We start from the raw sequence: 13,755 nt of genomic DNA, 5'->3' as shown, positions 1-13,755 counted from the left end.
GTCATCCCTTCGAGGTGGAGAGAAGTTCGACATTGCCGTCGAACTGCCAAAGCGGGTTCGGTGCGTCCCCCTCCGGGGTCCGCACCAGGAAGTAGCCGTTGACTTCCTTCGGCCCATCGCCATCGGCCATGAACCGCCCGTCCGGAGTTACGTCGAGCTGATAGATGGCCTGCCCAGCGGCCTGGACGCCGGGGAGATACCAGGACACGACGCAGCGCCAGTCGTTGCCCGGCCCCTGCGCGGCGACCTGGAGGCTGCCCTTGTCGCACGTCGCCGTGGCTTTCAGCTGGGCCTCGGTGACGGCGGGCCGGTGGAGCTGCTCGGTCTGCATGCGGTACAGGTGGGCGAATGCCGTGGCGACCGAACTCTGCACCTTCTCCTGCCCGATCCCGGAGCCGGTCGCCGTGGCCGTGGTCGACGTGGTGAGGACCGCCACCGTCATGGCGAGCAGCCCGACCAGCGGCAGCACTCCGACCGTCACCGCGCGGCGCCCCGAGCCGTCGTAGCTCACGTTCGTGAAGTCGCGCCGCAGGAACAGCAGGTAGGCCAGCGCTGTCGCCAGCACGGCCCACGCCAGGCTGACACCGATGCCGATCAGGAGCGGGGCGAGCTGTGCCGGGCCGGTGAACAGACCGTTCCAGGCGAAGAAGGCGTAGCTGGGCAGGGCGAGGCGTACGGCGACGGGCAGTGGCATCATCTGGGCGAGCTGCATCGCGAGGGCGACGAGGACGGGCAGCAGCAGTCCCATCGGGGAGCGCCCCAGCGCGACGGACCCGAGCAGTCCGATCCCGGCGAGGGCGAGGGTCGGAGCGAGGACGCAGACCCAGGCAAGCAGGACCTTCACGGCGGCGTCCGCCGACGTCAGCAGGTGGCCGTCGAGGCCGACCAGCGGCCGGCTGCCGACCGCCACGACCCCACCGACCGCGCTGGAACAGGCCAGCCCGGCAACGAGCAGCAGGAGGACGGTGAGGCTGGCGAACGCCTTCGCGGCGAATATCCGCCTGGGCGACCGGACCGCCACGAGCAGGTGCCGCCAGGTGCCGAGCCGGTCCTCGGCGGCGAACACGTCGCCGGCGACCACCGAAGTCAACAGCGGAAGCGCCCAGGCGCCCGCGAAACCGAGCATCACCAGCGGCCCGGCCCATCCCGTGGCGTGCATCCAGCGACCGAAAAGGGTGTCGACGGGGAGCGTGCTCTGTTGGCTCACCGCGGCGACGAAGAGCGCCGGCGCGAACCAGCAGGCAAGAACCAGCAGGCGGATCCGCCACTGCGAGACCAGCTTGACCAGCTCGAAGCGGTAGCCACGCGCCACCGAGGCGCGGCGGGTACCGGCACCGTGGGGCTGGGCGTGGGTGAGGGCCGCGGTCATCGTCCGGCCTCCTCAGGCTCGGTGAGGGCGAGGAACGCTGCCTCGAGCGGCGATACCACGGGGGAGAGCTCGCGTACCGCGACGCCCGCCTGCACCAGCCGCACCACCAGTTCGTCGAGGGCAGGCGCCAGCGCGCGCACGACGAGCACCTGAGCGTCGTGCCGCGCCCCGGCGTCGTCGACGAGGCGGATGCCGGCCGTTTCGGCAGCCAGTTGACGGGCGGCGTGCGCATCGGTGGTGCGTACCCGGTAGTCGAGTTCCCGCTCCTCGGTGGCCAGCTTGCTCAGCGGACCGGAGAAGACGACCCGCCCGGCGGCAAGGATGGTGACGTCGGAGCACAGGGCCTCGAGGTCGTCCATGCGGTGACTGGAGAGCACGACGCTGGTGCCGTCCGCCGCGAGCCGGGTCAGGACCCCGTGTACGTGCTTTTTGCCGGCCGGGTCCAGACCGTTGGACGGCTCGTCAAGCACGAGCAGCTGGGGCCTGGTGAGCAGCGCCGCGGCCAGCCCCAGCCGCTGCCGCATGCCGAGGGAGAAGCCGCGGGCTCGTTCGTCGGCGACACAGGTGAGCCCGACCTGCCCAAGCGCGTCGTCGATCGCCGTCGTCCGCGCGTCGTCACCGCGGAGGGCGGCCAGCGCGGCGAGGTTCTGCCGGGCGGTGAGCGAGGGGTACAGACCGGGTCCGTCCACGAAGCCCGCGACACCGTCGGGAGCGTCGAGCGCCCGCCCGACCGGCGTACCCCGGATGTCGAGGCTGCCGCTGTCGGCGACGGCCAGACCCAGCAGGAGGCCGAGCAAGGTCGTCTTGCCGGCGCCGTTCGGTCCGACCAGGCCGTGAATCTGCCCCTGCGTCACATCCAGGTCGACGCCGTCGAGTGCGACGACATCGCCGAACCACTTGGTGATCCCGCGAGCCCGGACTGCGAGGAGTGCGTCCATGAGTCCCTTCCTTCGAAAGCCTCAAGGACCGTAGACGCAGTGCACAACGAGATCAGGGGCAGTCAGTTGAATGCTCACGAAACGGTTGACGACCGGCATGCACCGCGACGATGCCCGGGCGGGCGCCGAAGAGCGCCGGGGTGTCGACAGCGGCGGGCGCGGTTGACGGCGCGGACGCGTAGGCCGTTTAAGGGGGAAAGCTCCCCCAGGGCCTGCCTCCCGTCCCCCTGCGGCGTCGGCAGCCGTCGCGGTGGCCCCAGCGGTCTCCAGATACAGCTCGCGTGGCCGAGAGAAGTCCGGGAACCTGCTTGCACGAGACGACCTCGCTCTCCAACACCAGGCCGACTTCGCCCCCGGGACGAAATGGGCGTACAGCAGCACGAACTACGTGGTGGCCGGTTTGATCATCCAGAAGGTCACCGGCCGGCCTCTCGCCGAAGAGATGGACAAGCGCATCATCAAACGCGTCGGGCTGCGCCACACCTACTTCCCCGCCCCCGGTGGCATGACCATCCGAGAACCCCACCCGAAGGGCTACCACAGGACTTCAGCAGGCACGCCGCTGCGCGACTTCACGGAAATCGACCCCTCCGCGGGCTGGGCGGCAGGCCAGATGATCTCCACCAACTCCGACCTCAACCAGTTCTTCACCGCGCTCCTCGCCGGCCGCCTCCTCCCGGCGGCCCAGCTCACGCAGATGCGCACCACCGTCCCCATTGGGGACACCGGCGCCGGCTACGGACTGGGGCTCATGAGCAGGCCACTGTCGTGCGGCGGCGTCTACTGGGGCCACGGCGGTGACATCACGGGATATGAGACCCGGGGCGGCGTCACCGACGACGGTCGCGCCGCCAATGTCGCAGTGACCAGCGTCCCGACCGACGCGGCGGCCACGAAGCACGTCGAGAGCGTCGTGGGCACGGCCCTGTGCCGCTGAACCGTGCCTCGGAACCCCGCTCAGGGTCCGGTCCAAGGCTCGGTCCAGGGCTTGCTCCGGAGTCTGTTTCAAGGGAGTTGTCCCCGCTGGTGTGTGACCAGCGGGAGGAACAGCTGGTCCACGATTTCCTCCAGGTCGGCATCGGTCGGGGTCCGGTGGGCCATGAAGAGGTCGTGGACGACCAGCACCACCGGCAGCGTGACCAAGCGGTCGGGGAGGGCGTCCGGGGCGTCGATCTGACCGCGTCGAGCCGCCCGTTCCAACGCTATCCGCATCCAGGCGTGGCCCGGTCCCTGGTTGCGTGAGGCCAGGTAGGCGGAGAGTTCCGTTGCCTGTCCTTGTTCCGCGGCCAGTACCTCGCGGACGGGAGCGAGTTCCTGCGTGCGCGTGACGACGCGATGCAGCAGGGCCAGGACGTCGCCGCGCAGGTCGCCGGTGTCGGGCGGTTCGTCCGGCAGGGGCGGCCGTCGGCCTGGAAGTCTGGTTCTCGCCGTTTCCCTGCGAGTTGACGAACGAGCAGATGCTTCCGTACTTCGTCGACTGCGCCGAGCGCGCCGAACGGCTGCGTCGCGACGGCGCCGACGTCGTCCTGGTCACCGGCTGCGAACTGAGCCTGTTCGCCCGCGGATACCTGCCCGGCGACACCTTCAACGCCCGCGTCCCGGTCCTGGCCGGCCCCGGTCGCGAAGCCGCGCTCCAGGGTATCCCCGACAAGGTCAACGCCTTCCTGGGAGACGTCGTCACCGCCGTGCGGCCCGTCTTCGCCGGCCCGGTCAGCTACGCCTCCTGCCCCTTGGACGGCGTGGACTGGAGCCCGTTCGACATCGTCGGCTTGGACGCCTTCCGGAGCCTGCGCAACGCCGCCACCTACCGCGACGACCTGCGCAAGGAGTTCGCCCACGGCAAGCCCGTCGCGATCACGGAGGTCGGCTGCTGCACCTTCCGGGGAGCGGGCGGCCTTGGCGGCGCGGGCTGGTACGTGGCCATGGGACCGGACGGGGTCACCCCCAAACCAGACCTGGTGCGCGACGAGAGCGAGCAGGTCCGCTACCTCGACGACCTCCTACCCGTATTCGAGGAGGAGGGCGTCGACTCCCTCTTCTGGTTCAGCTTCGCCGGCTATGCCACCCCCCACCGCTCCTGCGGACCGGCCCCGGACCCCGACCTGGCCTCCTACGGCATCGTCAAGATCCTCGACGAACAGAGCGGCATCTCCGCCTCCGCGCGCAGATACCCCGACTTACCCTGGGAGCCAAAGGAGGCGTTCCACGCACTAGCGGACCGCTACCGGGCCCTCGGGCAGCAAAACACCGCCGAGTAACACCATTGGTAGCCGCCCCGCCGCGCACATCGGGCCGGGCCCCTACTGCTCGTTGGCTTTGCTCCGACTCGCTGTTGCGCTTGCTACGGCTATAGGTACGGCCGTGGCTATGACTATCGCTATCGCTATGGCTATTGCTGTGGCTATGACTTGGGCTCAGGTGGGTGAGGCGTTGGCGCTCGCCGCCGGTCTGTTCGTTCGGCGCGGTCGAGACGAACGTGCCTTGGCCTACGCCGCGCAGAACTCATTGCCTTCCGGGTCCTGCATGACCCACCAGTGCCCAGCCGGTCCCTGGTTGACTTCGCGGACGCGGGTTGCCCCCAGGTCTTCCAGCCTGGCCACCAGTTCGGCGAGGTCGCCAGGCCCACTGTGGACGTCGAGGTGCAGGCGGTTCTTTCCGGACTTGGCTTCGGGCACGTCCTGGAAGAGCAACCGTCGGCCGCGGCCGACGCCGCTGGTTTCGTCGAACGGGTCCTCGGGGTGGCGGATCGCGGCGTAGCCACGGAAGGTCTTGCGGCCGCGATGCTCGACGACCGCCTCGTCAGTGAGCTGACCAGCGGCCAGCAACTGCTCGATGAGTGCGCCGGGATCCTCCACTTGGTAGCCCAGCGCAGCGGCCCAGAAGTCTGCGAGGGCAGCTGCGTTCGTGCTGTCGATGACCAGTTTCCAGTTCAATGTCATGTCGCTGGTTATATGACATGGACACCCCTCAGCGCTGCCTGCTCGACCCTGTGGTGCGGCAACGGCTCCAACGGACCGCGGGTCTACGGCTGGACCGGGGTTACACGCCGCCGAGAAAGTTGCCTGGGTTCTGACATCAACCTGAGGGCTGACGCCCCACCATCCTGCGGGTGGTGGGGCGTCGCTCTGTCTGTCGAGGTGGGTCGGTGTGGGGTGTGGCTGTCGGGTGGGGTGGTGAGTCAGTCGGCTGTTGTTGGTGTGTCGGTGTCGGTGTTGGTGTCTGGGGTGGGTGGGGTGTTGGTGGTGCGGTAGGTGTGCCAGGCAGTGTGGGCGAGGCGGGTGGAGAGGGGGTGGGTTCCGTGGGTGGGGAAGGCGAGATGGGTGGGGATGAGGGGTGCGTTATGGAGGGGGATGAGGCGGACGTTGGGGTGGGTGTTGCGGCGGGCGGCGGTCGTGGGGGCGGTGCCGAAACCGGCGCCGGCGGCGATTTTCTCAAGCCATTCGTCGTAGTTGCGGCAGTGGGCACCGATGGCGGGTTGGGCGTGGGACGGCCAGAGGTCGGGGAAGGTCGTGCCGCTGATGGTGTTGACGACAAGGGGGTGTTCGGCGAGTTGGTTCCACTCGATGTGGGGGAGTTGGGCGAGCGGAGAGGTGGCGGGGACGGCGGCGATGCGTTCTTCCTCGTAGAGCTGGATGCAGCGGATTCCCTTGGGGTTTAAGTGGCCGCGGAGGAGGGCGACGTCGGTGTCGCCGGTGTCCAGTCCCGCCAGGGGGGTGTCGTGGCGTACCCATTCGATGTGGGTGTGGGTTTCTTGGGCGAAGCGGTTGGCGAGGGTGGAGAGGGTTTCGGGGAGCCCCCAGGCGAAGCCGATGCGGAGGGTTTCGCTGCCGCGGGCGTCAGCCAGGGTGGCGTCGAGTTGCTGGATGATCGGAATGAGGGATTCCCGAAGGCGCGTGCCTTTGGGGGTGAGGTCGATACGGCGTGTGGTGCGGTCAAAGAGGCGGACGCCGAGGGCTTCTTCGAGGGTGCGGATGTTGCGGGTGAGTGTGGGTTGGGTGAGGTGGAGTCGTTTGCTGGCGGTGGTGAAGTTGCGTTCTTCGGCGAGGGTGAGGAAGTGGCGGAGGTGACGGAGGTTGATATTCATACGCCTGGAGCATAGGTGGGTGGGGTTTGGTATTTCCTTGGGGGTGTTGGGTTTGTTTAGTCTCGAGGTGCTGTTGTGGTTGTTGATGCCTGTGGGGGGTGGATTCTTTGCTGGGTGTGTAGATGTTTTTGCGTCACGTTGTGGTGTGCGTGAGTTGCGTTTTCTTTGCTGATGTTTGGGTTTAAGGAGGTTGTTGTGGCTGAGGTTGTGACGCGCGACGGTGTGGTGGAGTACACGTTTGTTGAGGGCGATGCGTCGTTGGCTCCGTTGGTGTTTGTGCATGGCGGGACCGGGTCGGTTGCTACGTGGAATCGTTTTCCACGGTTGTTGGCGGCGCGGACGGGGCGTCGGGCGTTGTTGTTTTCTCGTTTGGGGAATGGGTTTTCGTCCCCGTTGGTGATGCCGCGCACGTCGCGTTACGTGCATGAGGAGGGACAGGAGAGATTGCCTGAGTTGTTGGATCTGTTGGGGGTTGAGCGACCCGTGATGGTGGGGCATAGCGATGGTGGGTCGATGGCGTTGCTGTGTGCGTCGGTGCGGCCGGTGGAGGCGGTGGTGGCGCTTGGTCCGCATCTCTATTGCGAGGAGTCAACGGTGCGGGGGGTTCGGGCCGCGCGTACCTCCTTTGATGCGGGTGGGGCGTTTGCTAAGCGGGTGGCATTGATGCACGCCAATCCGCGGTCGGTTGTTCAGGGGTGGAGTGATGTGTGGCTGTCGCCGGAGTTTGCTGGGTGGAGTATCGAGCGGGATGTGGAGGTGGAGGCGCCGGTGTTGTTGATCCAGGGGGATCAGGATGAGTACGGCTCGTTGGGGCAGTTGGATGCGGCGGAGCGTGTGCTGCGGGGGCCGGTTCGGCGTGAGGTGATTGAAGGGGGTGGCCACTACCAGCACATGGCTGCGGATCCCGAGCGGTTGGTGGAGGTCATCTGTTCGTTTTTGGCTGAACACGCGTCCAGCGGCGACGCGGGGAAGGCCCACGCATGAGCGCGGCAGCCTCCCACCAGCCCACCGGCCCCACCACGCCCGAAGACGCGGCTGGCACCGCCAACCTTGCCGACTCCGTGAACCGTTCAGACACCGCCCACCTTGCAGGCACGACCAACCGCGCGGACACCGTCGACTTTCCAGACACCGTCGACCTTCCAGACACTGTGAACCGCGCCGAGGCTGTCACCTGTGCCGAGGCCGTCGGCCTTGCGGATACGGGCAGTCGTGCTGACGCTGTCAGCCTTGCCGGTCGGGCTGGTGCTGCGGACATGGATCGGGTACGGCAGCTGGATGGGTTGTTGGCGCGGGCTGCCGCGTTGTTCCCTGACCGGCCGGCTTTGGTTGGTGCGGGGGAGCGTTGGACGTATGCGGAGGTGGAGCGGGCTGTCGAGGGGTTGGCGTCGCAGCTTGCTTCGGCTGGTGTGGTTCGTGGGGATCGGCTGGGGGTGTACGCGGCGAAGTCGCCTGCTGCGGTCCTAGCCATCTACGCCGGGTTGCGGGTGGGGGCGGTGGTTGCTCCTTTGGACCCTGCGGATCCGCCGGCCCGTACGGCGCGGATGGTGCAGGCCGCGGGGCTGAGTGTGTTGCTGACCCCCGACCGCAGTGTGACTGCGTGCCGCCGGGCCGCCGCCGAGGCTGTCAAAAACGCCGCCACGACCACAGGAGGCGGCGCGACCGCAGGCTCCGGCGCGGGTGCCATTGCCGATGGGGGCGTGGGTGTAGCCGTGGAGGCCGACGCCAGCGAAGGTGTTGGTGTCAGCGAGGGTGTCCTCGACTTCGGGTTGAATTGGGTTGCTCTGGGGGTGGGAGTGAGGGAGGGGCGTCGGGCTGTGTTGCCTGCGCCTGTGGATCAGGGCGGCTACGTACTGTTTACCTCCGGTAGTACGGGGTGGCCCAAGGGCGTGTTGCTGTCGCATGCCAATGTTGCCCATTTTGCGGTGTGGGCGGCTGGCGAGTTGGGTCTGCGGGAGACTGACCGGGTGGGTTCGCAGGCGTCGCTGACCTTTGATTTGACTACGTTTGATGTGTTCAGCTCTGCGGCGGTTGGCGCTTGTGTGGTGTTGATGCCGGATGTGCTGCGGGCGTTTCCCCGTGATGTGGTGGGTTGGTTGCGGTCGCAGGAGATCACCGCGTTGTATGCGGTGCCGTCGCTGTATCACGGCATGCTGCAGCAGGGCGGGATCGCTGAGGAGGGCCTGCCGTCGTCACTGCGGGTGGCGGCGTTCGCCGGGGAACCATTCGTCCCACAACTCCTGGAAAAGTACATGGAGTTGATGGGCGAGGAGGTGCCGTTCTACAACCTTTACGGACCCACCGAGACCAATGTGTGTACGTACCTGCGGGTGCCGGCTGACTTCCGGGCGGATCGGGAGTTGAGTGTGGGTGGGGCGATCACAGGTGATGTGGTGGAGGTGTTGGACCAGGACGGTAACCCCACCGAGGGTGAGGGGGAGATTTACGTTGCGGGGCCGACCGTCTTCCAGGGGTATCTGGTCGATGGTGTCCTGCGGGACCCGACCGTAACCGTCCCCTTCCGCGACGGCACAGCGCGTCGCGCCTACGCCACCGGGGATGTGGGCTGCTTCGATGCGCAGGGGCGTTTGGTGTTGCGGGGGCGGCGGGATTCCCAGGTCAAGCGGCGCGGCCACCGTATCGACCTGCTGGATGTGGAAAGCGCCGTGGTGGGCCTGCCGCAGGTTGCCACTGCCGCGGTGGTGGCGAAGGACGGTGCGCACCGCGGTGAGATTTGGGCGTATGTGCAAAGCGGCGGTGCCGTTCTGACGGACAGGGATGTGCTGGCGGATCTGCGGGGGGTTTTGCCGAAGCGGATGTTGCCGGATCGGGTGGTCTTGGTCGCTTCGTTGCCGCTGACCGCCCGCGGCAAGGTCGACCGCCTCGCGCTAAGTACCCAAGGCGTGAACCCAGACACCACTGAGGAGACCGCCAACCAGCACACCGACCAGCGGCCCCATCAGCACATCGATCAACGCGGCGATCAGCATGTCGATCAGTATGTAGGTTAGGCCCGGCCTGCGGACCGCCGACGAGAGCGCCCGCCAGCGTGCCGATCTATGCAATGGCTTGGCGCAACGGCCGCCCGCCCAACAGCCCGTTCAATGATCCGGCCCAACGGTCTAGCCCAATGTCTCGGCCCAACGGCTTGAACACCAACGATTGGCGCACAGACCTGGGCGCCGAGGAGACCACGACCGACCGCCAACGGACCCAGCAGCGCATGGACGACGGCACGCACCAGAACATGGAGCGGCGGGCCGACGAAGGCACGCACTGGCCTGACCATCGCCGGCGCGCGGGCTAGCCTCGACGAGGGTGCCCGTCAAAGCCCCGACCGGCGCGCTGACGAGGCGCCCCGCGGGGTCGGGACCTGATTCCTCGGCCGGCACGGAACACAGCAATTACCGGCGCATTGATGCACGCATCAACCACAGCACCCGTCAGTGTGCCGACCTGACTATCCATCAGTACATACATCGTCGAGGCCATCGGCCTGGGACCGACCAGAGCAGCGGCTGGTGCCGAGAGACCACCGGTCGGCGTCTCGGCCAGTACGTCGTCGAGCTTTGTAACGGGCCCGTCGATGACGCGCCGACCAGCCCAGCCAACCCACTCAGTCCAGCCAGTCCTGCCAGTCCTGCCAGTCCAGTCAGCTCAGCCAGTTCAGTTGAGTCCATTGAGTAGTGCGTCGAGCTGCGCACTGAAAGTTAAGGAGATACCGGTATGAACAGTGTTGAGGACCTGTGTGGCGTGATCGGTAGCAAGATCACGTGGGGGCGGGGGGAGGACCCGCAACAGTTGGCGGCTGATACTCCGTTGTTGGAGATGGGGTTGCTGGACTCGCTGGCCATCATGGAGATCATTTCCGTGCTGGCCAACGAGCACGGTGTGGAGCTGCCTGACACTGAGGTGGTGGCCGCCAACTTCCGTACGCCCAAGGCGCTGTGGGCGGTCATTGAGGGTCTTTCTGCGGGGGCCGCGAAGTGACCGCACCTGTTGATCGTCTGCTGCGCAGCGGCCCGGATGAGGTCGAGGCGTTGGTGGATGAGTTTCGTAGGCGGGCGGAGCCGGTTGTTGAACAGGCGCGGGATAAGGATTTCCGTACGCAGTGGCAGGCGATGGCTGATCTGGGGGTGCTGCGTCTGACGGAGACCGGCACCCCGCCCCTCGCCCACCCTCACAGTCAACCCCGGCCCAACCAGCCCCAGAGCCAGCCCCGGGCCCAGGCCCAGGGCCTGGCCTCGGGCCCGTCTCCGGAGCTGGTCCCGGGCCGGGCTTCCGCCTCCGACTCGGCCACCGCCTCCGCCTCCGCCGCGGGGACGGCGCTGGGCATAGGTCCGGTGACGCGTTCTCTGGCGATCGTGGAGGGCATCGGCCTGGCCGGTCTTGATGAGGGGGTGTGTTACGCGTTGGCGTCCCAGGTGTTTGGGATGCAGTTTCCCTTGCGTGCGGTGTTACCTCCCGCGGCATGGGAGGCGATTGCGCACATCCAGTCCGGGCGCGAGGTGTTGTGCCATGCATTGACCGAGCGCGGTGGGGGCAGTGACCCGCTGTCGATGGATACCTGCGCCCGGCGGGACGGCGAGGGCTATGTGCTGACCGGCGCCAAGACGTTCATCACGGCTGCGCCGGTCGCCGATCACGCCATTGTTTTTGCCCGCACCGCGCCGGGCCGCCATCCGTTCGCGCTCTCCGCGTTCTTGTTCCCGTTGGATCTGCCGGGGGTGACGCGCAGTGAACCGTTCGCCAAGACGGCCTTGCCGAAGGTCCCGATGGGGGAGTTGGTCTTTGACCAGGTGCGTTTGCCGGCTGGCTCACTGATCGGTGAGGAAGGCTCGGGCCTTGCGTTGATGGCGTCGACGACCGCCTGGGAGCGGGCTGTGCTGCTGGGCTACGCCCTGGGCCCGATGCGTCGCACGCTGGGTCGGATCGTGGCCTGGGCTGCGGACCGTGAGCATTTCGGCCGACGGATGGGGGCCAGTCACCAAGTCGCTTCCCGCGTCGCGGAAATGGCGCTGGTGCTGCACCGTTCCCGGGTACAGGTGTATGCGCTGGCGAGCCGGTTGGATGCCGGCACGCCTGCCAGGCAGCTGGCGGCCGAGGCCGCGCTCACCAAGATTTCGATCTCTGAGGACTTCGTTCGACTCACCGAGCACGCCACCGCGCTCTCGGGCGTGAGGGCCTTTATCGCCGACTCCGAGCTCCCGGCCGACCTGCACAGTCCGATGGCTGCCCTGACGTATGCGGGCAGCAACGACCTGCTGCGGGTGGGGATTGCCCGCCAGCTCGGTCTCCCGGTTGAAAACTGATGTGAAAGGGACTTTCGATGACGCTGCCATCGCATATCGACGATCTGCTCAAGCTCGCCTCTCAGACCGGTGAGACCCTGGCACCGCTGGCTGCCGACGTCGACGCCGGCCGGTCAAATGGCCACGAGGCGTATCGCGTCGTGCGTGAGGCCGAGCTGCTGGGCCTGCTCATCCCGCAAGACGCCGGCGGCGCCGGCCTGGGATTCGGCGCCTATACCCGTGTGCTGGAACAGTTGGGGATCCACAACGGTGCCGCGGCGCTGGGTTTCAACATGCACAACGTGGTCATCGGCGGCCTCGCCGAGACCGCCGGCACTCCGCTGCCACCGGCCGCCGACGCCTTCCGATCCTGGGTGTTCGACCAGGTCATCCACCACCACAAGATGTTCGCCTCCGCCGTCTCGGAGGCCGGTAACGGTGCCAAACTGCGCGGGATGCGCACCACCTACCGACTCAGCAAGGACCGCGAGCACTACATCCTCAACGGTGAGAAGTCCTTTGTGTCGCTGGCGGGGGCCGCTGACTACTACGTGGTGGCGGCCCGCGCCGAGGACGGCGAGTCCAGCGAGGTCTCGCACTTCGTGGTCGCCGCCGACGACGTGGGCGTGCGTTTCGGTACCGTCCACAGCATGGCGGCGATGAACGGCACCAGCACCGCCGGGATGACGCTGAAGGACGTGACCCTGCCCCGTTCCCGCCTCTACCTCAACGTCGAGGGCATGTCGTTGTTCAAGCTGGTGCGGGAACCGCACTGGATGACCGCCGGCTACACCGGCGCCTACCTGGGCATCGCCGAGGCGATCTACCGCTTCACCGTGGACTACGTCACCGCCTCGCCGCAGCGCGCGGAGAATCCCGTCATCCAGCACGACCTGGGGCGGATGTCGGCTCGCCTGCGGGCGGCCCGGGCATTGGTCCATGAGGCCGGTGACCTCATCGAGCGTGAGCGGGGCAGTGTGGAGGCCAACGCCATGGTGCACGCCGCGAAGTACGTTATCGGCGAGGTCGGGCCGGAGCTGGGGCGCGATGCGGTGCGGGTGTGCGGGTCCGCGGCGGTCAGCAAGAAGGCACCGCTGGAGCGGCTGATCCGCGAGGCGTCGTTCTCCTCGGTGATGCCCGCCAAGCCGTATGACTGCCTGGAATACCTCGGCAAAGCCGCTGTCGGCGTCAACCTGCACGACGCCCGGACCTTCTCATGGTGACGCCCGTGACCTCCCTCACCCCCACCCCCACCACGCCTCGTACCCCCAGCCCCGCACCAACCCTGGCTCCGGGTTCTTCGCCCCTTCCCACGGCCTGTGCCTCTGCTGTCGTGGGGGAGGAACAGGCAGTGGGACCCGAGACCTTCCGTGCGCTGATGGGTTCGCACCCGGGGGCCGTGGCCGTGATCACCACGGCGGATGAACAGGGCAACCCCTACGGTTTCACCTGCACCGCACTGTGCTCGCTGTCCTTGGACCCGCCGCTGCTGCTGGTGTGCGTATCGAACACCGGCAGCACACTGCCGGTACTCGTCGAACGCGGCGAGTTCGCGGTCAACTTCCTGCACAGCCAGGGCCGTCGGGCCGCCGAAGCCTTCGCCAGCCGCACCGCGGGCCGTTTCGCGGCGGTGCCCTGGCAGGCGGCCCCCGGCAGCGGACTGCCCCTCCTGCCAGAAGACTCCCACGCCCTGGCCCGATGCCGCCTGCACCGACTACACCCGGCCGGGGACCACACCATCGTCATCGGCGAAGTGGTATGGACCCACACCCCAGCCCACAACCCAGCGGTCATCTCAACCGACGTCTCGCCCCACACCACAACGGGTGCTCGAACCGACGCCTCGCCAACGGCCGGGCCCGGCCCTCTGATGTACGGCCAGCGCCGCTACGTCGCCTGGCCCGACTGAACACCACCACCCAGCCGTCCACCACCACCTCCCTCACCACCGCACCTCCCGGCACCACCCCAACACCCCTCCACCGACACGAGCCATCCCACACCGCGGGCACTGGTTGCTCGAAACTTGCTGGCGGCTGGCTGGTGCCCGACATCGGGCATCGGCCTGGGCTC

13 protein-coding genes and 1 pseudogene are annotated in these 13,755 nt (G+C 67.6%); 9 read left to right on the top strand and 5 right to left on the bottom strand.

The genetic code is table 11. The features are described 5' to 3' along the window. Position 1: 1 nt before the first annotated feature. Both ACO0M4_RS29980 and ACO0M4_RS29975 read right to left on the bottom strand, forming a co-directional pair. Positions 2 to 1,369, bottom strand: coding sequence for an ABC transporter permease (locus tag ACO0M4_RS29980; protein ID WP_430374216.1), 1,368 nt, complete (start codon positions 1,367 to 1,369; stop codon positions 2 to 4). Beyond that, positions 1,366 to 2,307 carry an ABC transporter ATP-binding protein gene (locus ACO0M4_RS29975; RefSeq protein ID WP_430374215.1) on the bottom strand — a complete coding sequence of 314 codons (942 nt, stop codon included), beginning with the start codon at positions 2,305 to 2,307 and terminating at the stop codon, positions 1,366 to 1,368. The genes ACO0M4_RS29980 and ACO0M4_RS29975 overlap by 4 nt, the downstream gene beginning before the upstream one ends. 319 nt (positions 2,308 to 2,626) lie before the next feature. Between ACO0M4_RS29975 and ACO0M4_RS29970 the strand changes: the two are divergent. Next, positions 2,627 to 3,244, top strand: a pseudogene (locus tag ACO0M4_RS29970) (serine hydrolase domain-containing protein); the annotation flags it as partial. Positions 3,245 to 3,312: 68 nt separating this feature from the next. Here the strand turns inward: ACO0M4_RS29970 and ACO0M4_RS29965 are convergent. Further along, positions 3,313 to 3,702 (bottom strand): TetR-like C-terminal domain-containing protein, encoded by a 390-nt coding sequence (locus tag ACO0M4_RS29965; protein WP_430375316.1) that lies wholly within the window; start codon positions 3,700 to 3,702, stop codon positions 3,313 to 3,315. Between the two features lie 47 nt (positions 3,703 to 3,749). On the opposite strand from ACO0M4_RS29965, the gene ACO0M4_RS29960 reads away from it, so the two are divergent. Beyond that, entirely contained in the window at positions 3,750 to 4,565 is an 816-nt protein-coding gene (locus tag ACO0M4_RS29960) for a hypothetical protein (protein ID WP_430374214.1), read from the top strand. Positions 4,566 to 4,793: 228 nt separating this feature from the next. Here ACO0M4_RS29960 and ACO0M4_RS29955 read toward each other — a convergent pair whose 3' ends face one another. Both ACO0M4_RS29955 and ACO0M4_RS29950 read right to left on the bottom strand, forming a co-directional pair. Further along, a complete protein-coding gene (locus tag ACO0M4_RS29955; protein WP_430374213.1) occupies positions 4,794 to 5,246 on the bottom strand; it encodes a VOC family protein in 453 nt (150 codons plus the stop codon). A 239-nt stretch (positions 5,247 to 5,485) separates the two neighbouring features. Then, complete coding sequence (locus ACO0M4_RS29950; RefSeq protein ID WP_430374212.1) at positions 5,486 to 6,391, bottom strand: LysR family transcriptional regulator; 906 nt, start codon at positions 6,389 to 6,391, stop codon at positions 5,486 to 5,488. A gap of 195 nt (positions 6,392 to 6,586) precedes the next feature. Here ACO0M4_RS29950 and ACO0M4_RS29945 point away from each other — a divergent pair, with 195 nt between their 5' ends. From ACO0M4_RS29945 to ACO0M4_RS29915, 7 genes are all read left to right on the top strand, one after another. Then, positions 6,587 to 7,375 (top strand): alpha/beta fold hydrolase, encoded by a 789-nt coding sequence (locus tag ACO0M4_RS29945; RefSeq protein WP_430374211.1) that lies wholly within the window; start codon positions 6,587 to 6,589, stop codon positions 7,373 to 7,375. After that, positions 7,372 to 9,402, top strand: coding sequence for an AMP-binding protein (locus tag ACO0M4_RS29940; protein WP_430374210.1), 2,031 nt, complete (start codon positions 7,372 to 7,374; stop codon positions 9,400 to 9,402). Before ACO0M4_RS29945 ends, ACO0M4_RS29940 begins: the two co-directional genes overlap by 4 nt. A gap of 137 nt (positions 9,403 to 9,539) precedes the next feature. Next, the gene (locus ACO0M4_RS29935) at positions 9,540 to 9,698 is read left to right on the top strand and encodes a hypothetical protein (protein ID WP_430374209.1); all 159 of its coding nucleotides are present in this window, start codon (positions 9,540 to 9,542) and stop codon (positions 9,696 to 9,698) included. 419 nt (positions 9,699 to 10,117) lie between these two features. Further along, the gene (locus ACO0M4_RS29930) at positions 10,118 to 10,381 is read left to right on the top strand and encodes an acyl carrier protein (protein WP_430374208.1); all 264 of its coding nucleotides are present in this window, start codon (positions 10,118 to 10,120) and stop codon (positions 10,379 to 10,381) included. Continuing rightward, positions 10,378 to 11,703, top strand: a complete 1,326-nt coding sequence (locus ACO0M4_RS29925) for an acyl-CoA dehydrogenase family protein (RefSeq protein WP_430374207.1) — start codon at positions 10,378 to 10,380, stop codon at positions 11,701 to 11,703. The genes ACO0M4_RS29930 and ACO0M4_RS29925 overlap by 4 nt, the downstream gene beginning before the upstream one ends. A 17-nt stretch (positions 11,704 to 11,720) precedes the next feature. After that, positions 11,721 to 12,905 (top strand): acyl-CoA dehydrogenase family protein, encoded by a 1,185-nt coding sequence (locus ACO0M4_RS29920; protein ID WP_430374206.1) that lies wholly within the window; start codon positions 11,721 to 11,723, stop codon positions 12,903 to 12,905. A 128-nt stretch (positions 12,906 to 13,033) separates the two neighbouring features. Beyond that, positions 13,034 to 13,591, top strand: coding sequence for a flavin reductase family protein (locus ACO0M4_RS29915; protein WP_430374205.1), 558 nt, complete (start codon positions 13,034 to 13,036; stop codon positions 13,589 to 13,591). The last annotated feature ends 164 nt before the right edge of the window (positions 13,592 to 13,755 follow it).

Source organism: Streptomyces sp. RGM 3693 (assembly GCF_050471125.1).
In the GTDB taxonomy this organism is placed as follows: domain Bacteria; phylum Actinomycetota; class Actinomycetes; order Streptomycetales; family Streptomycetaceae; genus Streptomyces.
The sequence above is the reverse complement of the archived record's forward strand: the minus strand, read 5'-3'. Positions and strand labels throughout refer to the sequence as shown.

Coding starts and splice junctions, on each gene's coding strand:
- ACO0M4_RS29920 (WP_430374206.1), top strand. CDS start 11,721: ATGACGCTGCCATCGCATATCGACGATCTGCTCAAGCTCGCCTCTCAG.
- ACO0M4_RS29975 (WP_430374215.1), bottom strand. CDS start 2,307: ATGGACGCACTCCTCGCAGTCCGGGCTCGCGGGATCACCAAGTGGTTC.
- ACO0M4_RS29940 (WP_430374210.1), top strand. CDS start 7,372: ATGAGCGCGGCAGCCTCCCACCAGCCCACCGGCCCCACCACGCCCGAA.
- ACO0M4_RS29955 (WP_430374213.1), bottom strand. CDS start 5,246: ATGACATTGAACTGGAAACTGGTCATCGACAGCACGAACGCAGCTGCC.
- ACO0M4_RS29950 (WP_430374212.1), bottom strand. CDS start 6,391: ATGAATATCAACCTCCGTCACCTCCGCCACTTCCTCACCCTCGCCGAA.
- ACO0M4_RS29930 (WP_430374208.1), top strand. CDS start 10,118: ATGAACAGTGTTGAGGACCTGTGTGGCGTGATCGGTAGCAAGATCACG.
- ACO0M4_RS29980 (WP_430374216.1), bottom strand. CDS start 1,369: ATGACCGCGGCCCTCACCCACGCCCAGCCCCACGGTGCCGGTACCCGC.